At 42.3% G+C, this 26,835-nt stretch carries 25 protein-coding genes; 20 read left to right on the top strand and 5 right to left on the bottom strand.

The annotated features are described in order from the left end of the window. The first annotated feature begins 659 nt into the window (after positions 1-659). The 14 genes from KDJ85_RS04735 (at position 660) to KDJ85_RS04670 (ending at position 12,664) form a co-directional block, all read left to right on the top strand. Positions 660-1,190 (top strand): fimbrial protein, encoded by a 531-nt coding sequence (locus KDJ85_RS04735; RefSeq protein ID WP_206083367.1) that lies wholly within the window; start codon positions 660-662, stop codon positions 1,188-1,190. Positions 1,191-1,269: 79 nt separating this feature from the next. Further along, entirely contained in the window at positions 1,270-1,821 is a 552-nt protein-coding gene (locus KDJ85_RS04730) for a fimbrial protein (RefSeq protein WP_225818672.1), read from the top strand. A 20-nt stretch (positions 1,822-1,841) separates the two neighbouring features. Further along, entirely contained in the window at positions 1,842-4,532 is a 2,691-nt protein-coding gene (locus KDJ85_RS04725) for an outer membrane usher protein (protein WP_225818671.1), read from the top strand. A gap of 35 nt (positions 4,533-4,567) precedes the next feature. Beyond that, a complete protein-coding gene (locus tag KDJ85_RS04720) occupies positions 4,568-5,320 on the top strand; it encodes a fimbria/pilus periplasmic chaperone (protein ID WP_225818670.1) in 753 nt (250 codons plus the stop codon). A gap of 13 nt (positions 5,321-5,333) precedes the next feature. Continuing rightward, positions 5,334-5,915, top strand: coding sequence for a fimbrial protein (locus KDJ85_RS04715; RefSeq protein ID WP_225818669.1), 582 nt, complete (start codon positions 5,334-5,336; stop codon positions 5,913-5,915). Next, the gene (locus tag KDJ85_RS04710; protein WP_206083372.1) at positions 5,908-6,462 is read left to right on the top strand and encodes a fimbrial protein; all 555 of its coding nucleotides are present in this window, start codon (positions 5,908-5,910) and stop codon (positions 6,460-6,462) included. Before KDJ85_RS04715 ends, KDJ85_RS04710 begins: the two co-directional genes overlap by 8 nt. Positions 6,463-6,473: 11 nt before the next feature. Beyond that, positions 6,474-6,959 carry a fimbrial protein gene (locus tag KDJ85_RS04705; RefSeq protein ID WP_225818668.1) on the top strand — a complete coding sequence of 162 codons (486 nt, stop codon included), beginning with the start codon at positions 6,474-6,476 and terminating at the stop codon, positions 6,957-6,959. Continuing rightward, on the top strand, positions 6,959-7,489 hold the full coding sequence (locus KDJ85_RS04700; RefSeq protein WP_206083373.1) for a fimbrial protein: 531 nt from the start codon (positions 6,959-6,961) through the stop codon (positions 7,487-7,489). Before KDJ85_RS04705 ends, KDJ85_RS04700 begins: the two co-directional genes overlap by 1 nt. Positions 7,490-7,506: 17 nt before the next feature. Continuing rightward, positions 7,507-8,349, top strand: coding sequence for an MrpH family fimbial adhesin (locus KDJ85_RS04695; RefSeq protein ID WP_225818667.1), 843 nt, complete (start codon positions 7,507-7,509; stop codon positions 8,347-8,349). A gap of 14 nt (positions 8,350-8,363) precedes the next feature. Further along, the gene (locus KDJ85_RS04690) at positions 8,364-8,636 is read left to right on the top strand and encodes a helix-turn-helix domain-containing protein (protein ID WP_206083375.1); all 273 of its coding nucleotides are present in this window, start codon (positions 8,364-8,366) and stop codon (positions 8,634-8,636) included. Positions 8,637-8,993: 357 nt separating this feature from the next. Further along, a complete protein-coding gene (locus KDJ85_RS04685; protein ID WP_206083376.1) occupies positions 8,994-9,962 on the top strand; it encodes a siderophore ABC transporter substrate-binding protein in 969 nt (322 codons plus the stop codon). Positions 9,963-9,965: 3 nt separating this feature from the next. Further along, the gene (locus tag KDJ85_RS04680) at positions 9,966-10,928 is read left to right on the top strand and encodes an ABC transporter permease (protein ID WP_047757178.1); all 963 of its coding nucleotides are present in this window, start codon (positions 9,966-9,968) and stop codon (positions 10,926-10,928) included. After that, complete coding sequence (locus tag KDJ85_RS04675; protein ID WP_047757179.1) at positions 10,915-11,904, top strand: iron chelate uptake ABC transporter family permease subunit; 990 nt, start codon at positions 10,915-10,917, stop codon at positions 11,902-11,904. The genes KDJ85_RS04680 and KDJ85_RS04675 overlap by 14 nt, the downstream gene beginning before the upstream one ends. 1 nt (position 11,905) lies before the next feature. Next, a complete protein-coding gene (locus KDJ85_RS04670; RefSeq protein WP_225818666.1) occupies positions 11,906-12,664 on the top strand; it encodes an iron ABC transporter ATP-binding protein in 759 nt (252 codons plus the stop codon). A 388-nt stretch (positions 12,665-13,052) separates the two neighbouring features. On the opposite strand, the gene KDJ85_RS04665 is transcribed toward KDJ85_RS04670, so the two are convergent. The 4 genes from KDJ85_RS04665 to KDJ85_RS04650 all read right to left on the bottom strand — a co-directional run bounded on the left by KDJ85_RS04665 (position 13,053) and on the right by KDJ85_RS04650 (position 18,321). Further along, entirely contained in the window at positions 13,053-14,519 is a 1,467-nt protein-coding gene (locus KDJ85_RS04665; protein WP_225818665.1) for a hypothetical protein, read from the bottom strand. Between the two features lie 212 nt (positions 14,520-14,731). Next, positions 14,732-15,232 carry a RidA family protein gene (locus tag KDJ85_RS04660; RefSeq protein ID WP_225818664.1) on the bottom strand — a complete coding sequence of 167 codons (501 nt, stop codon included), beginning with the start codon at positions 15,230-15,232 and terminating at the stop codon, positions 14,732-14,734. 124 nt (positions 15,233-15,356) lie between these two features. Continuing rightward, positions 15,357-16,775, bottom strand: coding sequence for an NAD(P)/FAD-dependent oxidoreductase (locus tag KDJ85_RS04655; protein WP_206083381.1), 1,419 nt, complete (start codon positions 16,773-16,775; stop codon positions 15,357-15,359). A gap of 883 nt (positions 16,776-17,658) precedes the next feature. Then, the gene (locus tag KDJ85_RS04650; protein ID WP_225818663.1) at positions 17,659-18,321 is read right to left on the bottom strand and encodes a DUF1028 domain-containing protein; all 663 of its coding nucleotides are present in this window, start codon (positions 18,319-18,321) and stop codon (positions 17,659-17,661) included. 162 nt (positions 18,322-18,483) lie between these two features. Here KDJ85_RS04650 and KDJ85_RS04645 point away from each other — a divergent pair, with 162 nt between their 5' ends. The 6 genes from KDJ85_RS04645 to KDJ85_RS04620 are packed head-to-tail and all read left to right on the top strand — an operon-like array spanning position 18,484 to position 25,458. Continuing rightward, positions 18,484-20,043, top strand: coding sequence for an ABC transporter substrate-binding protein (locus tag KDJ85_RS04645; RefSeq protein ID WP_225818662.1), 1,560 nt, complete (start codon positions 18,484-18,486; stop codon positions 20,041-20,043). Positions 20,044-20,061: 18 nt separating this feature from the next. Beyond that, complete coding sequence (locus tag KDJ85_RS04640) at positions 20,062-21,009, top strand: ABC transporter permease (protein WP_338050579.1); 948 nt, start codon at positions 20,062-20,064, stop codon at positions 21,007-21,009. Continuing rightward, positions 21,006-22,823 carry a dipeptide/oligopeptide/nickel ABC transporter permease/ATP-binding protein gene (locus KDJ85_RS04635; protein WP_225818660.1) on the top strand — a complete coding sequence of 606 codons (1,818 nt, stop codon included), beginning with the start codon at positions 21,006-21,008 and terminating at the stop codon, positions 22,821-22,823. The genes KDJ85_RS04640 and KDJ85_RS04635 overlap by 4 nt, the downstream gene beginning before the upstream one ends. Next, on the top strand, positions 22,820-23,614 hold the full coding sequence (locus KDJ85_RS04630) for an ATP-binding cassette domain-containing protein (RefSeq protein WP_225818659.1): 795 nt from the start codon (positions 22,820-22,822) through the stop codon (positions 23,612-23,614). Before KDJ85_RS04635 ends, KDJ85_RS04630 begins: the two co-directional genes overlap by 4 nt. 18 nt (positions 23,615-23,632) lie before the next feature. Beyond that, complete coding sequence (locus tag KDJ85_RS04625; RefSeq protein WP_225818658.1) at positions 23,633-24,403, top strand: FadR/GntR family transcriptional regulator; 771 nt, start codon at positions 23,633-23,635, stop codon at positions 24,401-24,403. 5 nt (positions 24,404-24,408) lie between these two features. Further along, on the top strand, positions 24,409-25,458 hold the full coding sequence (locus KDJ85_RS04620) for an osmoprotectant NAGGN system M42 family peptidase (RefSeq protein ID WP_225818657.1): 1,050 nt from the start codon (positions 24,409-24,411) through the stop codon (positions 25,456-25,458). 41 nt (positions 25,459-25,499) lie between these two features. Here the strand turns inward: KDJ85_RS04620 and dsdA are convergent, their stop codons facing one another. Further along, positions 25,500-26,834 carry a D-serine ammonia-lyase gene (gene dsdA, locus KDJ85_RS04615; protein WP_225818656.1) on the bottom strand — a complete coding sequence of 445 codons (1,335 nt, stop codon included), beginning with the start codon at positions 26,832-26,834 and terminating at the stop codon, positions 25,500-25,502. Between the last annotated feature and the right edge of the window lies 1 nt (position 26,835).

Here is a 26,835-nt window from a genome sequence, read left to right as displayed (position 1 = left end):
AGATGTGTATAAGAGACAGATATGGGAAGTATCGCATAACTTATTGTAATAAAATGTTTATTTATTTATTATTAACACGTTTAATGTGTAACAGGAAGTAAGGCTGGAAACATTGTGAAATTATTTAATGTTTAAAATTAAGATGTTTCTTATTAAAATAAAAACATGGTTAAATGTTTTTTTTATTATTTATTTCTAGGTTTTGGTCATATTTCATCTTTTGTCATTTTTTTTCACTAATAAGAACCCGTTTTATGAGTATAAAAAACTTTATTATTGAAGGATGGGGTTATTTTGTGGTTTTTTATTAAAAAAAGTCTATTTAAATTGAGATGTGGTTACTTAATTATCCTATATTGGAGTATTCAATGGTTGTGTTTTTTTAATTATTTTATATATTTCACAAGCTTACCCTCTGGATTGTTTATTATCTCTATAATTTGACATAATTAAAATGAGATATAATAATGGCTTCGCATTGATACATTGTTTAATTATCTGGTTTATTAGCGGAGTCTAATGAATTAGGGATAGTTAGCATGTCAATTTTTAATGTTTACTAACCGAACATATTTTAAGAAAAAATTAAAATAATCAGATTAATAATAACTCGTTATTTTAATTTGTGTCGTCTTTTTTATCTAATGGAAATGTATAAAATGAAATTAAATAAACTTGCTTTAGTATTAGGTTTAGGTCTGGCTGTTGTTGCTGGTTCAGCTTCTGCAAACCAAGGTTCTGGTACTGTAACTTTTAAAGGTTCAATCATTGATGCTCCTTGCTCAATCCCACCAGGTTCTGAAGCATTTGAAGTTAAGATGGGTGCTATCGCAACTTCAGCATTAAACGGCGGCGGTAAAAGTGTTGCTCGTCCTTTCAATATTGAGTTAGAACAGTGTGATATCACTACTCTGAAAACTGTACAAACTACATTCACAGGTACGCCAAGTACTTCTGTTAATGGTGGTTTAGCTATCGCTGGTACAGCTAAAAATGCGGGTATCGTTATCACTGACGTTAATGGCGACAAAATTGATTTAGGCGCTAAATCTCCATCTCAAACTCTGTTTACTGGTGCTAACACACTGCGCTTCACTGCATTCTTACAAGGTGATGCAGACGCAACAAACAAACCTGCTGTTCCGGGTGAATTTGATGCAATCGCAACATTTGCTCTGAGCTACCAGTAATTGGTACCGCCCGTACAAGGATGTATGGGCACTAATTTTAATGAATTGAAATTGCTCATTAAGTTGAAATGGAGTCGTTATGAATCACTTTGGCACAATTGTCATGGTGCTTTCAGGAATAATGTTTGCCCCAATAGTTAGTGCTCAAAATCAAATTTCTCGGGCACAAGGTCCATTCGAAGGAACCGTCACAATGGGTGGTTCAATTATCGAAACCCCCTGTGCAATTGATGCAGATAGCCGAGATCAATCAGTAAGCATAACTACTGTGCCTGTTAGTCAAATAATTCATGATAGAGAAAGCCCAGTTCGTAATTTCTCGATACGTCTTATTAATTGTGTTCTAACACCGGTAACGCCTGGAACTCCTAATTGGCAAACTTTCAATATTACATTTGATGGTCCGACAGATGGCCGCAATTTTGATGTTTTCGGTCATGCAAATGGATTGTCAGTAAAAATTTCTGATGCTGATGGAAATGTTGCAATACCTGGTAAGGCGATGCCTGATTTGCCTATCAAAGCAGGTGAAACAACACTTCACTATAACGTGCGTGTTGTGCCTAATAATAAACGTTTAAAGCCAGGAAACTATCAGACCACTATCCGTTTTAAGATGGATTATTACTGAGTTATTACTAAGGGACTATTATGGCTCTGTTATTAAAAAGTAAAAATAAAGTATCTAATAACTCAGTAAGTTATTTTTTAACACCTGTAGCGGCTATGGTGTTCATTGCAATTGCTCATATAAATTTAGCTAATGCGAATAATGATAGTATTGAGTTTAATACCGATGTTTTAGATCTTCAGGATAAAAGCAATATTTCTTTAAATGAGTTCTCTCGTGCTGGCTATGTGATGCCAGGGAAATATCCATTTAAGGTTAATTTAAATAACCGAGACCTCGCTGATAGCTTTGATATTGAGTATATCGCTGATCCTAATGACCCTAGTATCACTACGCCATGTTTGACGGCAAATATTGTCGATAGCATTGCTTTACGAGACGAGTGGAAAAAAAAGGTTCAGTTTGATAGCAAAGGGCAATGTTTAATTCCTGAAAGTATTCCTGGAATGACAATAGTTGGCTCGTTGGCTAAAGAAACTGTCACGTTGACTGTACCACAGGCTTATATTGAGTTTACTTCTGATAATTGGGATCCGCCATCCCGCTGGGACGAAGGTGTACCTGCCTTACTTTTTGACTATAACTTGAATGCTAACATCACAAGACCTGCAGATTCAGCCAATACCCAATCATTAACAGGGAATGGAACAACTGGCTTTAACTTAGGTGCATGGCGCTTTAGAGCAGATTGGCAAGCAAGTTATAATCGCACTAATGGGCAATCTACAGACCGTCGTTGGGATTGGAGCCAATATTACGCTTATCGAGCTGTAAAAGAGCTAAATGCAAAGCTGACAATGGGTGAGCAGTTTTTGCGTTCAGGACTGTTTGATTCATTCCGTTATATGGGGGCAAGTTTGATCTCTGATGAGAGAATGCTGCCGCCAAACTTACGTGGTTACGCACCTGAAGTTACAGGTGTTGCAAGGACAAATGCAAAAGTCATTGTGACTCAGCAAGGGCGAGTGATTTACGAAACCCAAGTCGCACCAGGGCCTTTTCGTATCCAAGATTTAAGTGATGCAGTGAATGGTAAGTTAGATGTACGGGTTGAAGAACAAGATGGCTCAGTACAAGAATTCCAGATGAATACTGCATCAATACCGTATTTGACTCGACCTGGTTCAGTGCTTTTCAAAGTTGCGGGTGGTCGCCCAAATAATATGGATCATAAAACCGAAGGGCAAGGGTTCGTCATGGGCGAATTCAGCTGGGGTATCTCTAACGGTTGGTCATTATTTGGTGGTGGACTTGCAGCAGGTGACTATAACGCATTATCACTTGGTGTTGGTCGAGATTTGCTAGCCTTCGGTGCTATCTCATTCGACGTGACTGAATCACGCGCAAAACTAAAAACGGATAACAAAATTTATACGGGTGCATCGTATCGTTTAAGTTATTCAAAACGTTTCGAAGATTATGATAGCCAAGTGACGTTCGCAGGTTACCGATTCTCTGAGCGTGACTTTATGAGTATGAATCAATACTTAGATCGTCGCTACAGAGGTGTAGAGTTTGATAACAGTAAAGAGTTATACACCATTACGTTTAATAAATACTTTACAACTGCAGATCTGACGGCATATCTGAACTATAACCATGAAACATATTGGAATAAACCAGCAGCAAAACGTTACAACCTTTCCGTTGCTAAATATTTTGATCTTGGTCGTTTTAAAAATATTAACTTAAGTCTCACGGCATTTCGTAACAAATTTGATAATAAAAACAATGATGATGGGTTATACATGAACCTGTCTGTGCCTTGGGCGGATAGAGCGTCCATAAGCTACAACAACATGATCACAAAAGACGGTAACTCACACACTGTCAGCTATTTTGACGCCATTGATGATAAGACAAATTATCGTGTTGGAACAGGCTTGAGTAGTCGTGGTCGTGGAACTATCGATGGCTTCTACACGCGTTATGCTGATTTGGCAACGATGACAGCGAGTACTAGCTATATCAATGGTGATACATCTTCAGCAGCATTCTCATTACAGGGTGGTGCAACTGTAACAGGCCACGGTGCTGCATTACACCGTATCAATACACCAGGTGGAAGCCGAGTCATGGTGAGTACAGAAGGTGTGGGGAACGTGCCTATTCAAGGTTTTGGGCCAAATACAGAAACTAATATGTTCGGTAAAGCTGTCGTTGCGGATATCAGTGACTATTACCGTACCAGTACGCGAATTGATGTGACTAATTTGCCAGACAATGTGGAAGCCGTTCGAACATCTCAGCCAATTACACTGACAGAAGGTGCCGTCGCTTACCGTGAGTTTGAAGTGTTATCAGGGATAAAAACGATGGTTAGGCTTGCGCTTGCAGATGGTAGCTATCCACCATTTGGTGCAACAGTACGAAATGAGAAAAACAGAGAGTTAGGTATCGTCACGGATAATGGCTCTGTGTATATCTCAGGTGTGAACCCAAATGAAGTGTTGGATGTTTATTGGGATGGTAGCGTGCAATGTAAGATTCAGATTCCTGAAAATATTAGCACAGCAGAGTTTAATTCCCTGTTATTACCTTGTACTAACAGCCCGAATGCCAAGCCTGGTTACGTGCCAGCAAAAGCGGTGCCAGTGGGGAAAACAGCGCCAGTTTATAAGCCAGCGCCAATTCAGCAGGGAGTCGCACCTAGTCAGCGTTGGTTATTGAAGCCACCGGATCTCACTCAAATTATCGATTATACCGAGTAAACCGGGTTATTAGAGTTTAAAAAGAGTTGGTATTTATGAATATTAAAAAAATTGCGTTTTTTACGACAACAATTACGTTATCGACCGTGCTGTGTGGCCAAGCATTAGCTGCCATTGCACTGGATAGAACCCGTGTCATTTATAATGGTGCGGATAAGACTATCAGCTTAAATATTAAAAACGAAAACACTGAATTGCCTTATCTTGCGCAAGGTTGGATTGAAGATGAGAATGGTAACAAAATTGAAAGTCCATTAACGGTTTTACCGCCAGTTCAACGCGTAGAAGCAGGTGAAAGTAGCCAAGTTAAGATTCAATCGCTCCCTGATGTATCTGCATTGCCACAAGATAGAGAAAGTGTTTACTACTTTAACTTACGTGAAATTCCACCACGTAGTAAAGAAGCTAACGTATTGCAAATTGCACTGCAGACACGCATTAAGTTGTTTTATCGACCAAAAGCGCTATATGCCACACGTACTGACCTCGAAAACCCATGGCAGGAAAAAATTACGTTAACGCGCAAAGGTGATGCTTATGTCGTCAATAATCCAACGGCTTATTTTGTCACCATTGTGGATGCCAGTTCAAAAGTGGGTGGTGATACGGTTAAACAATTTGAGCCAGTGATGATTTCGCCAAAAAGTAATGGAATGCTAAAAGGCAGTGCAAGTTTAATGGGTGCAAAACCAGTTCTAACGTATATCAATGACTACGGCGGAAGGCCAAAATTAACGTTCGGCTGTGCAGGCACAACATGTAAAGTTGAATCTTCGACGGATAGATAACGGAGAATAATGTATGAAAAGGACTCTCCTGTTTAGCGCTATTATATTCAGCGTCGCGCCTGTGTTTACTAGCAGCGCAGATAGTTGGGATATAGAGGGTTTACATGGAACTTTGACAGTAAATGGCATGATGACAGAAGCAGCTTGTACTATGGATGTGACTAATTCAATGCGCCAAGAAGTGTCTCTAGGGGAGATCCCTTCATCTTCACTCCGTAAGCCTGGTGATAGAGCTGAGCCTGTCTCATTCGAATTAGAATTTAGGCATTGCATTCGCACAGCAAGCCGAATGAGAGACATTCGAACCGATACGCCAATTTGGGATGCGATGCAACCTGTGATAACCGTTTCTTTTGTTGCGGTATCAGATAAACATTTCCCTGAAATGTTGAGTGTTAAAGGTGTCTCTGGTTTGGCATTAGAAGTCACTGATGCGCAAAGAGGCGATATTCGGCTTGGAAGCCAAGGGCGTCCTCAGTTTCTTGACGCTCCACAGGGTACTCTTCAATATTTTGTCACGCCAGTGAGAACCCCCGAAAAACTAACGGAAGGAAGTTTCAGCGCTGTAATGGACTTTAAGGTGGATTATGAGTGATTTAAATAAGCAGAGGTACCTGCTGGCATTCTGCCTTGCTGGAATATTTTCAACGTCAGCTTCATATGCAGGGCTGCCAGACTCACGTATTAGCCCTTCAGCGGGAACAAGGGCAACGATAACTCCTGGTATGGTGACCGTTCCGATTAAAGGCGTTGTTTTAGCACCACCACCTTGCGTCATTAATAACGGTAATATTGTCAAGGTGGACTTTCAAGAAATCATGAGCACGCGGATTGATGGCTCTGCTTATGCTAAGCCTGTTAATTACAATATAAAGTGCGATAAAAGACCTACTGAACAAATGAAAATGACCCTTGTTGGGATCCCAATATCTTTTGATTCGGGGGCAGTTGAAACGGATATTCCTGGCTTAGGTATTGCGTTTCGTTATAACGGAAACAAACTTCGCTTAAATCAAGAAATTAAGTTTGTTTATCCCAATGCACCTCAATTTGAAGCGATACCTGTTCGCGATTTATCGAAAACATTGACACAAGGTGGTGCTTTTCGTGCAGGTGTCACTATCAAACTTGATTATCAATAAGGGGAAGAACAATGCAAAAATTCATAAAAAAACTTCCTCTGGTAATGAGTTTGTTAGTTATACCTACGGGTATGGCTATTGCTGATGACGTGGAATTTACCGGCACTTTATTAATACCACCTCCGTGTACTGTATTTGAAGATAAAGTGGAAGTTATTGATTATAAAGATATTGGCTTACATAAAATTGATGGTACTAACTTCACTAAACCGATTAATTATGCGTTGAAATGTGATGCGAATTTAAAAGGTTGGGATTTGATACTCACTATTAAGGGGACGGCAACTGATTTTGACAAAGCCGCTCTGCAAACCAATATTCAAGACCTTGGCATGCGCATTACACAAAATGGCCTTGGTTTTGAAATTAATAAACCAATGAAAATTGTTTATGGGCAAGCGCCTGTTCTCGCGGTGGTGCCTGTGAAGAAACCAGGTATTACGTTGCCAGAAGGAAGCTTTACCGCAACAGGGACATTGCTCGCGGAGTACCAATAATGAACAAATTAATTCAATGTGCAGTTGCTGGTGCTTTATTTATAAATGTGAATGCGGCTTTTGCTGTACCAGATAACTTAAAAATTATCGGTAACTTAGTGGAAGAACCCTGCACAATTTTACCTGGTGATGAAAATATCCCGATGGATTTTTTTGATACGCCAGAAAAGAATTTTTATGCCTATGGCGAAACGGTACCGAGGGAGTTTGCGATTAAATTAGCAGACTGTGATACCACAATTGGTAAATCTGTTGAGGTGACTTTCTCAGGAACGCCAAACCTCGCATTACCTGGTTTTTTAGCGCTTTCAACAAGCAGTGTGGCATCGGGTTTTGCTGTGGGACTGCAAAATAGTGATAAAACAGCGCTCGATATCGAAAAAAAAGGCGCGAAGATCACACTACAAAATGGGGCTAACCAACTGCGCTTTTATGCCTATTTAAAAGGTGAGCCTGAAGCGATTAAGAACAAGACAATTAAAGTGGGGCCATACAGTGCAGTGGCCACATTTAAATTAGATTATGAATAATAAGGCTGTGAACTAATATGAAAGTTTTCTTATCTCTATTAATTGGTGCAGTCATGTTTTCATCTTCTGCATCGGCATCCATATTCTCCTATATCACGGAGTCAAGGCCAGGGAATAACCCTAATAACGGGGATGCAGATTATAAATATGTTATAGCACGTTGGGATCCTGAATCACCCAGTGTGATGAACCCTTGCTATGGTTGGGCTCAATGTTACCTCACCATTAGCCATAAACATACGGCGAATGGGACGCCTGGTGCGGCAACAGTAAATATTGCTGAAATTTCTAAGTACCGGACGATGAGAGAGGTTCAGAACATCCCTGGAGTGATGACTAAAGCACTGGCTCCTGCAACACAATGGGCTGTACACACAGGTGTTAGGTTACAGAATAACCAAGAGTGTGTGGGATTATTTTATCAAGCGACGACAGGCGTGACAAATAGTGGAGGGTTAATCCCTGGCTCATTATGTGGTATTGCACCTCCACCAATTGGTGCCTGTAAGATCAATAACAGTATCCCAGATATCAACTTTGGTGCAATTAGTGAAGCTGATCTCGCAGGGCAAGCAAAAGAAGTCCCCATCACTGTAACATGTAATCTAGCGATGGATGTGCTGGTTGTCGCAACAGGGGTTAACGTTACAAATGGTCGGGTTAACTTAAAGCCAGATGGTAGTTTATATGCCAACTTATTTTTAGGGGCGAATAACACGCCAGGAGAGGCGGGTTATAAATTTTATGTACCTGCTGGGGGAACAAATACCGTCAACCTGAAAGCCGTATTAGGGACGAATGGTCGTGTTCAACCTGGCACATTTGAAGGCGCGGCAGCCCTTATTCTAACTGTACCTTAATAAATGGTGAAAATATGTATTCAGAAAACGGTAGTGAAAAAATCCATTATATGGTCGGTCAAAGGATCTTAGAGAAACGCAGAGAGCTCGGTTATACGGGTTTTCAACTGGCTCAACTGCTAGGCGTAAGCCAGCAACAAATCTCTCGTTATGAAAGAGGGAAGATCAAAATTGACCTGTTTCATTTATTTAAACTTTCATTTTTGATGGAAACACCAATTGATTGGTTTCTCGAAGATATTAGTTCCCAACTCATTGAAAATGGGCGACTAGATGACATTCATTGATGAGCGTTTAAATTGGTATTAATGATAAATAGGCTGGGATTATAATTTCTGTCATTCGTTATAATTGAGCTGCCAGAATGCAAATGTAGTTGAAGACTCAGCCTATTTATTTTTGCCCTGTATTTAGGGCGTTAATTATCCCTCATTTCAATGATTTCCTTTCTAATATTTCTTTCCTACACTTTATTTTGATTGATATCCATTTATAGAATTGGTGATTTTGTGCGTTCTAACACCTTTTTGGCAAATGCAAATGCAAACTAATATCATTAGCGCTTAATAACGTGTAAGATACCCCCTCTTCGAGACGTTGACATTTTATCGTCAGTACTTTTATAGATGGATGGAGGAAATGAGATGTTTGCAAAATCATTAGTTTCAGGTCTTGCCTTATTATCCGCTTTAGTTTTGGCGGGTTGCGATAACGCAAAAGAAACGCCAGAAACAACCCAAGCGGCAGAGAAACAAACCATTACAATTGAACATGTACAAGGCAAAACTGAAATTCCTCGCCATCCACAAAAAGTGATTGTCATGAATATGGAAACTCTGGACATCATGGATGCATTAGGTGCACCTGTCGCAGGGGTTCCACAAACCAACGTACGTTTTCCTGAATTCTTAACGAAATACAGTGGCTCTGAGTATGTGAATGGCGGAACGCTGTTTGAACCTGCTTATGAAACATTAAGTAACGCAAAACCTGACCTGATTTTAGGTGGTAGTCGTGCTCGTGACGCATATGATAAATTGAGCGGCGTTGCTCCAACGATTTCTTTAGATATCGATAACAAAAACTTTATCGGTAGCTTAACTGAGCGTACTAATGAGCTTGGTGCCCTGTTTGGTAAAGAAGAAGAAGCAAAAAAACTGATTGCTGATTTCAATACCAAAATTGACGGTATTAAAACTAAAGCCCCAACTGCGGGTAAAGCGATGGTGATTTTAGTCAGTGGCGGTAAAATTTCTGCCTATGGCCCAGGTTCACGTTTTGGCTTTATTTTTGATGTGTTAGGTTTCGAGCCGGCGTATGTCTTTGAAGAAAACACGGGTCGTCACGGTAACATCGTCAATGCGGAATTACTGGTAAAATTAAACCCAGACTGGCTGTTTGTGATTGACCGTGATAGCGCGATTGGTAAAGCAGATGCACAACCTGCAGCGGAAGTACTTGATAACGCATTAGTGAGAAAAACAGCAGCATGGGAAAAAGGCCAGATTACATACCTTGACCCAACAGCGGTATACATCTCAGGCGGTATCCAGACCTATTCCAAATTAATGGATGATATCAATAACGCATTAGAGAAGAGCCAAGCAAAATAACCAATGAAAACGCTTTATCTTTTTTGTGGAATTATCGCGTTATTGGTTTTAGCGGTATTAAGCTTGTTTGTAGGAGCGGGTGACGTGTCACCCGTTTCGCTTTTCACCGACCCAGAGATGCAAGACATCTTTTTTATTAGCCGAATTCCCCGAACCGTCTCCCTAATTCTAGCCGGCAGCGCCATGAGTGTTGCAGGGCTTATCATGCAATTACTCACCCAAAACCGCTTCGTTGAGCCCTCGCTTGCGGGTACGACACAGTCTGCAAGTTTAGGCTTACTGGTCGTGATGATCCTGTTCCCAGCGGCAAGTATTATGACCAAAATGGTCGTTGCAAGTGGCTTTGCCCTGATTGGCACGATGCTGTTTATGCTGTTATTACGCCGTGTCATTTTAAAATCAGCGTTGATAGTGCCATTAGTGGGTATCATGTTAGGTGCGGTGATTAGCGCGTTAACTATCTTTACAGCCTATTATTTTGATTTACTTCAGTCCCTTGGGGCATGGATGAGCGGCGACTTTTCTAGCATTATTCAAGGTCGATATGAATTACTTTGGCTGGTGGGTATTCTCACGTTAATCGCCTGCTGGATTGCAGATAGTTTTACTGTTGCGGGTATGGGCCGTGAATTTTCCATTAATGTGGGGCTCAATTATCGTAAAGTCATGACCATCGGCTTATCCATTATCGCGCTGATTAGCGGTGTCGTGGTCGTTGTGGTTGGTGCGTTACCTTTCCTAGGCTTAATTATTCCAAATCTTGTGAGCTTAGTGATGGGGGATAACATTCGCAAAACCATTCCGTGGATATGTATTGCGGGTGGTGGTTTAGTTTTATTGTGCGACATTATTGGGCGTTTGATCCGCTATCCATTTGAAATCCCTGCAAGTGTGATTCTAGGTGTGGTTGGCGCTGTTATTTTCTTATATTTATTGTTGAAGCAACAACGTTATGCAAAAAGTTAACTCCGCAATTGCGTTAGCAAAACCTAAAAAAGGGTTAACGCCACTGCAAAGAATATGGATATTGTTGGCCTTATCGCTGCTATCCATTGTGCTTTATATGACAATCAACTTAGGCAATAACCTTGCGTATATTCTACCGCATCGTGGTTATATTGTGTTGACCATGATTGTTGTGGCGTTTGCAGCGGGGGTATCGACAGTATTGTTCCAAACCATCGCAAATAATAAAATATTGACGCCATCAATCATGGGGCTTGAGGCTTTGTTTGTCTTGTTGCAAACCGTCTTTATTTTTTATACCGACAGCTTCCCTGCTTCATGGTTACTCAATATCGGTAAGTTCCTGTTGGAATCGACTTTGCTTGTACTGTTTTCGGTTCTGCTTTATCGCTGGTTATTTGTCTCTGTGAAAATGAATATCAACTTGGTATTGATGGTCGGTATCATTTTAGGCACGTTATTTCGCAGTGTGGCCACATTACTCCAGCGTCTAATGGATCCCAACGAGTTTTCCATTTTACAAAGCCGCATGTTTGCAACGTTCACGCGAGGTACACCAGAGCTTATCTTCTTTACCTTGCTTATTACTGTTGTCGTTGGCGTTCTCTTGTGGCGGATGCGTTATTGCTTTGATGTCTTGGCATTAGGGCAGGCCAATGCTGTTAATTTAGGGATTAATTATCGCCAACAAGTCACGGTTATTTTACTACTGATTTCCATCTTAGTCGCTATCTCAACCGCCTTGGTTGGGCCTTTAACCTTCTTAGGACTGATGGTGGCAAACCTAGCTTACTTTATCAGTGGGAGTAGCCAGCACCGCTATTTATTACCCGTGTCTTTCTTGTTAGGTGTGATAGCGCTGATTGGCGGGCAACTCGTCCTTGAATACGGCTTAAATATGGCGGGAACCTTGTCCGTTGTTATTGAGTTTGTTGGCGGAATATTCTTTATTTATATGGTGTTAAGAAGGTTTTAGTATGATTGAAATTAGTCAGATATCGAAAAGTTATCAGGATACTAAAGTCTTAGATAACGTCACAACAACCATTAAAAATAGCGGTATCACTTCGATTATTGGGCCCAATGGGGCAGGTAAATCCACCTTACTGTCGATTATAGGCCGTTTGTTAACACCCGATGAAGGCGGTCATGTAAAGGTCAATGAATTAGATGTTTCGACAACGCCAAGTGATAAGTTAGCCAAATGTTTATCCGTCTTGCGCCAAGAAAACCAGTTTGCGAGCCGTTTAACAGTAGAAGAGCTTGTGGGGTTTGGGCGTTATCCCTACACTAAAGGGCGTTTAAACCTTGAAGATAAACAGAAAATTGATGAATCACTATCATTTCTAAATTTATCTGATCTACGTCACCGCTATTTAGATGAGCTTTCTGGTGGGCAACGCCAGCGTGCTTATGTGGCAATGGTTCTGTGTCAAGATACCGAATACGTTCTACTGGATGAGCCCTTAAATAATCTCGACATGAAACACGCAGTGATCATGATGAAGTTATTGCGCCGCGCCGCAGATGAGCTGGGTAAAACGATTATTTTAGTGATCCACGATATCAACTTCGCATCCGTATATTCAGACTACATTGTCGCATTAAGAAATGGCCGTTTGTCTTATCATGGCAAGCCCGAAGATATCATGAAGTCTGATATTATTGAGGATATTTTTGATACGCCAGTTGAGATTAAGCAGGTTGATAAGCAGTTTATCGCCCTCTATTACTAAATTTTCGTCATCCTTCGCGCTGTGGCGGTGTTGGCTTCATTCGGCTACTTGGGTCACATACTTATGTATGCTCCCCAAGCTATCCTCATTTTGCCGCCTAGCCACAACGCGAATGATTTAGAAAATGAAATTTTCGTCCTAATTTAGGCTGTAGCTGCGTTGGCTACGCTTACTAACCCTAGTCACATACTTTTGTATGCGCCCAATTTTCGTCATCCTTCGCGCTGTGGCGGTGTTGGCTTCATTCGGCTACTCGGGTCACATACTTATGTATGCTCCCCAAGCTATCCTCATTTTGCCGCCTAGCCACAATGCGAATGATTTAGAAAATTAAATTTTCGTCCTAATTTAGGTTGTGTTTTGTGTTAAGGGGATAAAAGCCATAAAACTACGACGGTGAAATCTCAATATCGTCATCGGTTGTCAGTAAATCCAATGATTGAATCACTTCTAAGCGTTTAATTCCATCTGCATTGACCACCAAACGCGCTAGCTCATTATAGGTTTTCTTGCTGATGGTGACTCGGCGGCATAGGTAAATATGATAGACCTTTTCGCCAATCATGGCGGGTTCTTCGTCATTCACCGTTAATTCTTCATAGCTAATATCGATGTATTTTAAAAAATCTGAAATATTAAAGCGGGTGATATCCGCTATCGAAGATTGATTTTTTTCGAATACTGCTTGGCGGTTATGCAGCAGAACATCCTTTCGGTAATACAAAATATCTTCCATGCGCTGCACATTGACCAAATTCACCCAGTGGGATTGCTGACGCATTTCACGAATATCGGGGGATAGCATAGACTCACTGATAAACCGAAAAGATTCTTTACAGACCCCAACAGGGGCCTTAACACCTTCACGGTAAATGCGCAGTTGGCGATCAGGGATCCATTTTTGGAACACTCGATACAGTTGTTCTCGGCCAATTTCTTTTAGCCTATCTTTGAAAATATAGCCAATGACCATTGCTAAAAAGAGGTTGGCACTTAAAGCGCCGTATTTTCCCTGCCAAAGGAACGCAATCAGGGTGGCAAAGATCATCGAAATTGCGGCTGCAATACCATAAATAGAGTGCAGCAGCAGGGGTAAACCGCGTTTATGACGAATTTCTAAATAGAGATAGCGATTAATATACTTTTTCAATAAATTGCGTCGATAGGTCACTAACTCAATGTCTGTTTCATCACTTGGAAAACAGTCAGGATAGTTTTTCTTCAAGTAACGCATCTCTTGGTACCAAAAGTGACGTATTTCTTCGCGCAATGGTATCTGTTTATCTGCCAATAAATCACGTAAGTAATTAATGGTGTAGTAAGTCATAAATTCATCGCAATAGGAAAAAGCATTGGAGTGAATGACTTCTTCTATGTTTGTTGCGAGAGGAAGCAATGCACGGTATGCGTTTAGGCATTTCCCTATATCGGCCATGAGATCTGTCAGGTATTCCGCGGTTTGCCGTTGCGGGTTTTGGCTCACCATTTTGACATTAATACGTACTGTTCTTTTGATGGTGAGTGCATAGCGCTTGAGCTTATTCTCATATTCGTCTAGAGAAGGCGGGCTCAACGGGTCACACTGTTCCAACCAACGTCTTAACTCGTTTAACTCCCCATTTTCCTCAGATAAGGTGGAGAGTTTTACCGTAGGTGGGCTAAGGCGAATATAATTTTTGAGGCTACGCTGGAGGTTTGATGCAGTATAAAGGTCTGGATTAACTTGCAATGAGGAAGGCAAGAAGAAAAACGTTTCAACTTGATAGCGGATCTCTTTAGATTTACGTGGAAACAAAACTTTTTGTTTGATTTCAAACTGTTTTTTTCCGTGGATCTTGAGAGATTCTTTAATCATATTACGCCTTTACGGGAACTTTTTATGCTTTTTGACATGTTTATTCGCCATAGAAGCATAACATGGTTTTATTAAAACAATAAAATAGCGCAAATCATAATGACAGTCTGTGAAAGACAATGAAAAAGTATTGCGAGGGAAGGGGGAAGAGAGAAAATATAACGAGGCATATTGCTATGCCCCATTATCGATTCGCTATTCGTTAGAATAACTTATTTTTTCGTAGCAGGACGAACCGCTGTTACTTCAATTTCCACTCTCCAAGCTGGGTTAGCCAGTTTAGCGACTTGGAAAGTTGAACGAGCTGGCAGGTTAGTCACTTTCTCAGACTCATAGAACTTGTTGTAACCAGCCATAAAGCCAGCAAAGTCCATAGTGCCTTGAGTTTCTTCACCACCAACTAAGAATACTTGCATTTTAACAACGTCGTTCATAGTCAAACCCATACCTTCAAGGTTAGCTTGGATTTGTTTTAACACGTTGATAGTTTGTGCTTCGGTATTACCGTAAGACTCTAAAACGCCTTCTTTTGCATCTGCAGAGATTTTAGAAGGAACTTTTCCGCTTAGGAAAATAAGGTTGCCCGCGCTGATTTCTACTGATTCAGAGATAGGGAATCCTTTCACAGGAACGCGTTTAACATCTTCAGCTGCATTTGCACTTGCTACACCTAAAATCAAAGGCAGAGAAAGCAATAAAGTTTTATAGCGCATGTAAACTCCTTAACATTATCAAAGTAAACGGGAACTATCAGTTTCACTTAAGGCCAGCTTTTAGTTTAGCCTAATTCCATTGTCTGATAGATCCCAGTAAAAAAAAACGCGACTTTTTCGCTTATTAGTTAAAACGAGAAAGTTTGTACGGCGTTGGATCGATAAATGGTGTTTCACCCATTAACAATTCAGCCGTTAAGCGACCAGACGCAGGACTTTCAGTCATACCCCAACCTGTTGCGGTATTGATGACTAAACCTGGGTACTGTTCGACTGTTGAAATAATTGGAATTTCATCATCTGTTGGCGCAACGGTACCACCCCAACGTTCAACGACTTTAGACTCTTTAAATACTGGGAATTCTTTTCTCAGTCTTTCCAGAACGCCATCTAAGTGTTCGTTGTTTGGTGTATTGGTTGCAGTACGGAATTCTTCAAATGGTGTTTTCTCATCTAAATTCCAAGATGTCGACATCATGAAGGAGTTAAATAAGTCTTTACCAATAGAGAATTCTAATGGTAATTCTCCGCCGCCTAATACGTGTAGGAATCTTGGGCCTAACAAGAAGCTATCTTTAACGATAGAGCTGGTAAAGATACGTGGTGCAACCGCGTAGGTACCATCTGCTTGTTCACGGAAGTGAATACCGTTAGGTAAGTGGACGTTGCCTTTCGGTGCGCCCGGAACGCCTGAAATACGTTGTTGTGACAGATAAACGTTCAATGTTGGAACATCAACACCTAAGTTACCCATAAACAGGCGAGACCAAATACCACCAGTCAGAACGACGCGAGAGGTTTTGATAGCGCCTTTTTCAGTCACAACATCAGAAATTTTACCGCCCGCTGTTTCAATGCCACGTACTGCACAATTGGTATAGATACGAATACCGATTGATTTTGCGTAGTTCGCCATTGCTGGGGTGACGGTTTCTGGGTCAAGGCTACCTGAGTCTTCTTCAAATCCACCGATTTTCCATGGAGTTTGAGCATCAACCAGGCGATTTGCCAGCTCAGTACCTTCGATCATACGGGTACGTAATGGGGTGTCGAAACCTGGGTTTTCAGAAGCAGCTTTGATCCAAGCTCTTGAAACTTCTAAATCTTCTTCGCTTGAAGGAACTTCAACACGGCCTTGAACACGGTAGCTAGTATCAGCACCGATTTTTTCGTTCATACCGAGCCATTGGATTTTTCCGTAGTGGTGTAAAGGGAAAATCGCTGGGGAGGTTTTATAGCTGATGATTTGGCTATATGCACGACCTGATTGCTCACCGCCGACAACGCCTTTTTCACAAATAACAACATTCAGACCTTTTTCAGCAAGGTTAATGGCTGTCATGATCCCTTGAAGGCCAGCACCGATGATGACTGCATCTGCAGACTCAGGTAATTTGCCTTCAGTGCCAGCAACAGCTGGTACGCGCGATGGTGTAGATTCGAAACGGCCTTCACGACGGATCATCGGAACAACTGTTGCACCCCCTGCTAGAACACCAGCAGCACCAACCCCTAATAATAGCTTTCTTCTCGAGATTTTCATCTATAACCTCAATAACAATCTTGTTTTTTATATAGTAAATAATTTCAAATTGAGATGATGATCTTATCATATATTTTGAAATTGTTAAGTGGGGGTAGCATTTGTTAATAAAAGTCGATGAAATGAATGTGAACGTAAATTGGTGTGCTCAGTGCTGTAAAGGGTTTGTCGGAGATCATTCAAATTTATGTATTGGCTAATTAATGATTTTGAAATGTTAATGTAATTAAAAGTGTACGGGTGTAAAGTTAATTATTGTACTTAAGTTGTGCTTTTTGGTATTAATACAGTGAAAAATTAAAATAATGAATGACAGAACAAAATTCTAAATATAGGTTAAGTCATGTATCTAATCATATATTATAAAAATAATTTTTTAATTAAATACTTGCGCTAATTTCATTCAGTTTTTGGTGAATTAAACGACAGATTTCATTTTCTGAATGGCAATACTCTGGTTTAGTGTATTAACTTTATTTTTTGATTCACTTTTGAATCTATCATTATGAAAAATAATGGTTTTTAAATGAATTTTTAATTGGTGAATGGCCTGGTGTTGATGAGGGTAATAACCCGGAGGATTTAAAATGATTTATTTCACGATGAAAAATAAATAAAACCAACGCGTTGTTTATTTGAGGGAATAATCAGATATATCAGAATATGAAATAGACGAGATAAATATAGTGGGATTAAAAGAACGAATTGTTTAATTAAATATTATTAATAAATCTATTAATTAATAGTATATTTATAAAATTGCCTGTGACAAAAATACAAAAATATTAAGCACCTATCACTTAGATGGAAAATAACCATCTAATAATAGGGTGTATATCATTCAGTTATTTTACTTTATTAGTGGATATACACCGTACTGAGGTTAATTATTAGCGATATATTCATTTCCTGTGGGAATTTGAGCAAAAAAGTTAGCATAATCCTCGGAACGAACTTGTTGGAGGATAATGCCCAGTTCGGCTAAGGGGTTCTCTGACCAATCGCAGCGTATGTCAATATCGGCATATTGGCGGTTACTCCATATTTTTAGCGCGGCAGAACGTATGCCACGATAATCTCCACCTGATTTTGCGCCCGCTTGCATAGCGAGTAATAGCCTATCGGCGAGCTCAAGACTGCTGTTCTTCTGGTAGCACTGGTGTATGGCATCAATGACTTGTTCACCCACTAACATATTCCCCGCTATTGCAACATTTTTTTCTGACAAGCTCCCGCACCAAGGTAAACAAGCTTGCCCAGTCCAATCTGCACTATTGCCAGCATGGTCGATAATAACCCACTGCCGTCGTTCAGGGGCTTCATCTTCGGTTAACAATCTGTTGAGGCATGAACTGGCAAGTAGGCCATGCTGTAAGTGCTCAATGCCCCTTAAACCTGCAATGGGATTTGTCATGGCTTGTGTGGCGATTGCGCCAGCATAACTTGCACCATGCAGGACTAACGCCCCCACTGCAGGGCCGCCAGTTGCCGTTGCAGCACCAATTTTCCCTGTTTGTGGACAACGCGCCACAATTGAAAATGTCATTTTACACCTCATAAATTAGACATCGATCAAATTTATCATTATAAATTGTTGCGTGAAATATAATTTATCATCATAAATAAAGAAAAAGATAAAATAATTAACAAAATTGACACAAATCACATTTCAAATATCACATAGCACGGTTAACACTGGGGAGGTTGTATGAGAATACGTTTAGGTAGGTGGATTGCAGCTGTTTTGCTGCTCTCTTTGTTTTCATTACCGACTCAGGCGTCAAAACATAGTGATGTGCTGCTGTTAGGGCAGGTTGCAGAGCCGCAATCTCTAGACCCTCAAGTGGCAACGGCAGCGAATGACTCACGGATTTTAGTCAATATCTATGAAGGGTTGGTACGCAATGCGGATGGTACGTTGACGCTTGAACCTGCGCTCGCAAAGTCATGGAACGTCAGTGATGATGGGCTAACTTATACTTTCCAGTTACGCGACAATATTCGGTTTCATGATGGTAGCCCATTTAATGCGCAGGCCGTGAAGTTTACATTTGAACGCATGTTGGATAATCAGCACCCTTACTATTTTACTGGGCCATTTCCGCTGTCGTTTTTCTTTTCAGCTATCGACAAGATTGATACCCCCGATGATTTAACTGTGGTTTTCACGTTAAAAGAACCTTTTGCACCTTTTTTGTCGAATTTAGCGACACCCGCAGGGCTAATTGTGTCACCTGCTGCAGTTAAGCAATACGGTAAAGATTTTAGTCGCCACCCAAGTGGTACAGGGCCTTTTAAATTTGATGAGTGGACAGCCAACCAACGAGTGGTTGTGTCAGCCAATGACACTTATTGGGAGGGTAAACCGAACCTAAAATACGTGGTTTTTCGTCCAATCACTGATGCCAATACGCGCGTAGCAGAGATGTTGTCTGGGGGCATCGATGCAATGGTTGAAGTCCCTGCGGATAATGTTCCCCTTTTTGCAAGGGATAGTCGCTTTCGGGTATACGAAGCAACAGGCCCCCATGTGTGGTACAGCATGTTAAATGCTTCATTACCACCGTTTGATGATGTGCGCGTTCGCCAAGCGGTGAACTATGCAGTGAATAAGCAAAATATTGTTAAATATATTCTCCAAGACTCTGCGGATGTCGCGGAAGGCCCGATCCCTTCTGCATTCGATTGGGCATTTGATAAAGAAACCTCAGCATATCCTTATGATCCGAAAAAAGCCCGCGAGCTTATAAAAGAGGCTGGGGCCGAAGGGCAGAAAATTGTTTTTTACGTGACCGAAGGGGGTTCCGGCATGTTAGACCCTATTCCGATGGCAACAGCAATCCAAGCGGATTTAAAAGCGGTCGGGTTATCGGTGGAAATTCAAACTTTTGAATGGAATACCTATCTGTCGAAAGTCAATGCGGGGCTAAAAGAGGCGCATATGGCGGAGATGGCATGGATGACTAATGATCCTGATACATTGCCCTTCTTGACCTTACATTCTGCCTCTTGGCCTGATAAAGGCGGGTTCAATTCAGGTTATTACAGTAATAAACAACTTGATGCATTGCTGGATAAGGCGCGGGTCACCAATAACCTTAACGAGCGTGCTGCACTGTATCAACAAGTGCAAAAAATTGTTCATCAAGATGCACCTTGGTTATTTGTCGCTAACTGGAAGCAAAATGCCGTGGCAAGTGAGCATGTTCAGAACTTCAAATTACAACCGAACTTTAATTTATTACTTAAAAATGTTCGTAAAGACTAATTTTATGGGGAAAAAATGATGTGGTTATACTGTTTAAAGCGCATTTTAGCGACCATTCCCATATTGATTGGTTTGACGCTGATTGTCTTTTTGATCATGGCGATGATCCCTGGTGACCCAGCTCAAGCGCTCCTTGGGCCTTGGGCGACACCTGAGAATGTTGCGCGTGTAAAAGCGGAACTTGGTTTAGATAAACCGTTATACCAGCAGTATTTTATTTGGATGCAGAATTTAATATCGGGGGATTTTGGCCGCTCGTTTGTATTGAACCGCCCCGTCGTTGATGAAGTATTAGAACGCTTTTCGGCGACCTTAGTCCTAGGAGGAAGCGCTTTATTATTGAGCTCCGTGTTGGGCTTATTGGCAGGGATCATTTCTGCTATTCGCCAGTTTAGTTGGAGTGATAGATTCATTACCTTAGCGGTTTTATTAGGGATTTCAATGCCATCCTTCTGGATTGGGTTATTGATGATTATGGTTTTTTCCGTTCAACTGCAATGGTTCCCTGCATCAGGGATGTACGATATTTGGCAAGGTGGTGGCTTAGGGGATTTATTGCATCACCTTGTATTACCTGTGATTACGCTATCACTTGTTGCCACTGGCGTCATTGCCCGATTAACACGAACAGCCATGCTAGAAGTTTTACGCCTCGATTTTATTCGAACCGCGAGAGCCAAAGGGCTCAGTGAGCGTAAAGTCATTTTCCGTCATGCCTTTCGTATGGCACTGGTTTCCGTTATCCCCGTTATTGGGATTCAAGCGGGTTTTGTGTTTGGTGGCGCGGTGTATATCGAAACTGTTTTTCAGTGGCCAGGGCTAGGTGCAATGTTGGTCAAAGCCGTGGCAACCCGAGACTTATTCCTAGTTCAAGGGGGCGTCTTGATTGCAGCGGCGTCTTATGTGTTTATCAATTTGTTTGCTGATGTCCTGCAAGCCATGTTAGATCCGAGGTTGAAATCATGAGCCAAACGACAACACCGATTATTCAACATCGCCATCGACAATCTATTGGCTCGCTATTGCTGGCGAACCGTCTTGCGACGATTGGGTTGGTAATTTTAATGGTCATCATACTACTGGCATTATTGGCGCCTTGGTTACCATTGGATGACCCAGATGAAACCAATCTCGTGAACCGCTTATTACCTATTTTTTCTTCGGGGCATGTTTTAGGTACCGACCATTTGGGGCGTGATATTTTATCGCGTTTATTATGGGGAACCAGAGTATCACTGATGGTGGGGATCTCTGCCACGCTTATTGCCGCCGTTTTTGGGACGTTGATAGGCTTAATTGCAGGTTATGTTGGTCACCGTACAGATACTGTATTGATGCGTTGTATCGATATGCTTATGGCATTCCCTTATATTTTATTGGCACTGGCCATTGTCGCAGTATTAGGGCCTGGCTTATTAAATGCGTTATATGCGATTGCTTTAGTCAATATTCCCTTTTTTGCACGAAATATCCGTGGGTTAACGGTTGGGCTGCGTGATAGAGATTTCATTCAAGCAGCAAGGTTGTCAGGTAAAAATCATTTACAGGTGTTATTAACTGAAGTTTTACCTAATGTACTGCCAATTATCGTGGTCACTATGTCGACGACCATTGGTTGGATGATTTTAGAAACGGCAGGGCTTTCGTTTTTAGGCCTAGGTACACAACCGCCGAATGCTGATCTTGGTTCGATGCTAGGGCAAGGTCGTGCACAAATGTTTGTGGCACCTCATGTCGCTTTAGTGCCTGGTATTATGATTTTCCTAATTGTTATCAGCTTTAACTTATTGGGTGATGGCGTGCGTGATATTCTCGATCCGCGTTTAAAATCAGGGGCTTTACACCGTTCACAGCCAATGACCCAAACAGATCGCGTGAATATCCCAGCTAAAACGGCAGGCAGTCAGGCAGTGCTGGAAGTGAAAGACCTTGCGGTGGCATTTCGCCAAGGCCACCAGCTACGTCCAACTGTCAAAGGGATTAGTTTTACTGTTGGTGCTGGTGAGTGCCTTGGTCTCATAGGGGAAAGTGGTTCGGGTAAGAGCGTGACCGCGCTGTCCATTATGGGGTTGTTGGCTTCGCCTCCTGCGGTGATTACGGCGGGTGGGGTGTATGTGGAGCATGAAGAGATGTTGTCCTTGCCGCTTTCTATTATGCAAAGGCGACGTGGCGCACGGGTGTCGTATATTTTCCAAGACCCACTGACGACACTGCATCCGCAGTTTACGATTGGCGTACAGCTTCAGGAGGCTATCACCGCTCATCAAGCGTTATCCAACCAAGTAGCAAAAGCGAAAGCCATTGAACTCCTTGATAGCGTGGGGATCCCTGATGCAGCTGATAGGTTCAGTGCTTATCCCCATGAGTTATCAGGTGGGCAACGTCAGCGGGTGGGGATTGCCATGGCGCTGGCAAACGACCCCGTGCTTATCATTGCGGATGAACCGACAACGGCGCTGGATGTGACTGTGCAAGCAAGAATTTTAGAATTACTAAATAAACTGCGCCGCGAACGAGGTGTAGCACTGTTGTTTATTACCCATGATTTCGCCGTGATTAACCAAATTTGCGATCGGGTTGCTGTGATGCAGCAAGGGGAAATAGTGGAAACGGGCGTGACTCAAACGGTATTGCAGCACCCGCAACACCCTTACACGCAACGGTTAATTGCCAGTGTTCCAAAATTGGGGGAAGGCCGTCAATTTTTAACGCAAGTGGCAGCGCTTTATCGTAATGAAACCGATGATAAAAGTCTAAACGCAGCGCAGGAGGCACCATGAATACTGTGATTGAAGTGAATCAGCTAGTGAAAACATTTGGGCAGCCTCGTAGCCTATTTCATCCCAAAGGGCGGGAAGTCCATGCTCTGAAAAATATTTCACTGTCATTGTATGAAGGGGAAACATTGGCGGTTGTTGGCGAAAGTGGCTCAGGGAAAAGTACGCTCGCCCGTATTTTAGTGGGACTGGAAAATGCCACCTCAGGGGACATTCAGGTTTTAGGTCAAAGCAAGGCACAGTGGAAAAAGCAAGGTGCTAAGGCCTTTGGACAAGCGATTCAGTACGTTTTTCAAGACCCCGTTGCATCGTTAAATCCACGAAAAACCATTGGGGAAACTTTATCGGTTCCATTGAAATATTTAAAGCACATGACCCCATCACAACGTACTAATCGATTGGTAGAATTGCTTGAAGCCGTCAATATGCCAATGGATTCTCTGGCTTGCTATCCCCATGAGTTTTCAGGTGGGCAGGCTCAACGCTTGGCGATAGCAAGGGCACTTGCTGCTGATGCGCGGGTATTGGTGCTTGATGAGCCCGTAAGTGCTTTGGATGTATCCGTTCAAGCCCAAGTTTTACTGCTTCTGGAAGAGTTAAAAGCGCAATTTTCACTCTCCTATTTATTTATTAGCCATGATTTAGCCGTCGTGGAATCAATCGCTGACAGAGTTGCCGTGCTGTATTTAGGGGATTTGCTTGAGTGCAGTGAAACCCGTCAGCTATTTGCGGCTCCTGAACATGCGTATACTCAAAACCTATTATCGAGTGCGCCACGTATTCGGACCTATTAAAACTTGTTGAGAGCAACTATGAGCATCGATAAGCCATCGGCAATTGAGCCGGTTCGCATTAAACGGACAGATGAAATTGTGAATGCCATTAAAGAAACCATTATGGCGGACAATCTCAGCCCCGGTGATCGGTTACCCCAAGAAAAAGACCTGATTGAGCGCTATAGCGCGAGTAAAAGTACCGTCAGGGAAGCGTTAAAATCCCTTGAAGTTCAAGGACTGATAAAAACAAAAACAGGCCCAGGCGGCGGTGCATTTATCGATTCAATGACGGAATCTCGTGCCATGAGCTTGTTATCTAACTATTTATTTACGCGGGATATTTCCATCAAGGATATCTATACATTGCGAAAATTGTTGGAGCCTGTTGTGGCAGTGAGTGCGATGGAAAAAATCGATAATGCAGGCATTCAAAAACTGTACGAAATCATCGCTATTTACGACCATGAACCTGCTGACGAAGACGAGCGTTGGCAGCAGCGGATGGCGGAGCTGGATTTCCACACGGTTGTCGCGAGCTATTCGGATAACGTGCTTTTAGTATTTATTTGTCATTTCCTTCAGCGGTTACTGAAAGATTTAGCCATCTGTAAAGATATTTATTTGAAACCTGAACCCGTTGATAGACGCCAAGGTATTGAATACCAATACCAATTGATCGAAGCCTTGCGCCGCAAAGATGCACAAAAAGTACAAGCGGTCATGGAAGCGCACATGGATTATGCGGAACACGCCATGTTGGCTCTACAAGCCACCTTACAAGAACGTTTTTTAAGTGAAGATAGGTAATTATCATGATCGACACAGTATATCTAGCGAATGTATTACGCACATTGTTACAAACCCCGAGCCCTGTTGGCATGACCGATAAAGCGGTTGCGCAGACTCACCAATGGCTGACCGAATTGGGCTTCAAGCCACAGTATACGCGTCGTGGGGTGCTGCACATTACATTAGGGTGGGATGAACCCAAACGTGCACTGGCCGCTCACTTGGATACCTTGGGGGCCATGGTCACCCAGTTAAAGTCTAACGGCCGCTTAGCGTTACGTAACACGGGGACATGGGCTGCGCGTTTTGCAGAAGGCGCAAGGGTGACAGTATTTAGTGATAACCATCAGTACCGCGGCACAATTTTGCCTTTAAAAGCGTCAGGGCATCGTTTCAATACAGAGGTTGACACTCAAGTGGCGGATTGGGATAACCTCGAAATCCGCTTAGATGCTCCTTGCTATAACCTTGCTGATCTGCAATCTCACGGTTTGAATGTGGGAGACATTGTTGCGGTAGATGCTCAACCTGAATTCATTGATAACGGTTTTATTGTTTCTCGTCATTTGGATGACAAAGCAGGCTGCGCCGTCATGTTAGCTGCCCTGAAATCGCTGGTGGATGATGGCGTTGTACCCGCGGTTTCTTGCCAAATGATGTTCACGATTTCTGAGGAAGTTGGCATTGGTGGAACCCATGGTTTTGGCTCACAAGTGCAAGAGTTATTGGCGATAGATAACTCAGTCTCAGGGCCCGACCAAGCAACGCGGGATGATTCACTGACGCTAGCGTTTCGCGATAGAACCGGGCCATTTGATTTGGCAATCACCCGTCATTTATTGCAGCTGTGCCAGCAATACGATATTCCCCATGTTCGCGATACGTTCAAACATTACCGTTCAGACAGTGCTGCGGCGATTGATGCTGGGTGGGATATTCGCGCAGCATTAGCGTGTTTTGCACTCGACAGTTCCCATGGTTGGGAAAGAACACACATGGATTCATTGGTGGCATTAGCCACGCTAGTCAGACGTTATATTGAAAGTGATTTAGTGCCACTGCCTGGGCAGTAATGGGGAAATCCCCCTTCACAGTGTTGAAGGGGGGAGAGTGATTAACTCAATTTGGCTTGTGCTAAATATTTTTGCATTTCGTCACTCGGTACCATGCCGCCACCCGTTGCCCAAACAAGGTGAGCGGCATTCGCCATTTGCTGCGCACTAAGGCCTTTAGACTGCTGGTAATCAGTATTCTGTGTGACATGCACGCAGCCTGTCATACCTGCAAGAGCAGAGGGTTCTAGTTTGATGCCTTCTGTTTTGTTGAGTAACCCTAATAAGTTATACATGTCTTGGTCATCAAGGGTGTAGTACCCGTCGATTAACCGCTCCATCGCACGGCCGACAAAGCCAGAGGCTCGCCCTACAGCAAGGCCATCTGCGGCTGTAATATTATCAATACCAATTTCCTGTACAGAAATACCATCGTGTAACCCAGTATGGACGCCCAAAAGCATGCACGGTGAATGCGTCGGTTCTGCGAACAGGCAGTGTACGTCATCACCAAATGCCAGTTTTAACCCAAAGGCAACCCCGCCAGGGCCACCGCCAACACCGCAAGGCAGGTAGACAAACAGTGGGTGGTCTTTATCAACAATAATACCTTGCTCCGCAAATTGTTTTTTCAGACGCAGCCCCGCGACGGCATAACCTAAAAATAGGGTTGTGGAGTTTTCGTCATCAATAAAGAAACAATTTGGATCTTGCTCTGCTTCTTTACGACCTTGTTCAACAGCAATGCTGTAATCTTGTTCATATTCAACGACATTAACGCCATGTGAACGTAATTTGTCTTTTTTCCACTGGCGCGCATCCGCAGACATATGCACGCTGACGCTAAAGCCTAACTTGGCACTCATGATGCCGATAGACATCCCTAAGTTACCCGTTGAGCCTACCGCGATGCTATATTGGCTGAAAAATTGGCGGAATTTATCAGAAAATAGAAATTCATAATTATCATCAATGGATAACAACCCTGCCTCAAGTGCTAGTTTTTCGGCGTGAGTGAGTACTTCATAGATCCCCCCGCGCGCTTTGATAGAGCCAGAAATAGGCAAGTGGCTATCTTTCTTTAATAAAATTTTCCCAGTGATTGGCGTTTGGTAACGCGCTTCGAGCGCGGTTTGCATATTGGCGATTGCAACGACATCAGATTCGATAATCCCTTGAGTAGCTTGTGTTTCTGGGAACGCTTTCATCAAATACGGTGCAAAACGGTTTAAACGCGCTTCGGCATCTTGAACATCGCTAAGGCTGAGCCCCACATAAGGTAAACCCGCTTCTGTGGTGGTGGCGTTAGGGTTGAACCATGCCACGTGTTTTAAATTGATTAAGTCCTGAACTAAAGGGTAGTCAGCAATTAACTTATTCACGTTTATCTGAGTCATA

Origin of the sequence: Providencia vermicola (genome assembly GCF_020381325.1) — a bacterium.
Taxonomy (GTDB): Bacteria; Pseudomonadota; Gammaproteobacteria; order Enterobacterales; family Enterobacteriaceae; genus Providencia; species Providencia vermicola.
The sequence above is the reverse complement of the archived record's forward strand: the minus strand, read 5'-3'. Positions and strand labels throughout refer to the sequence as shown.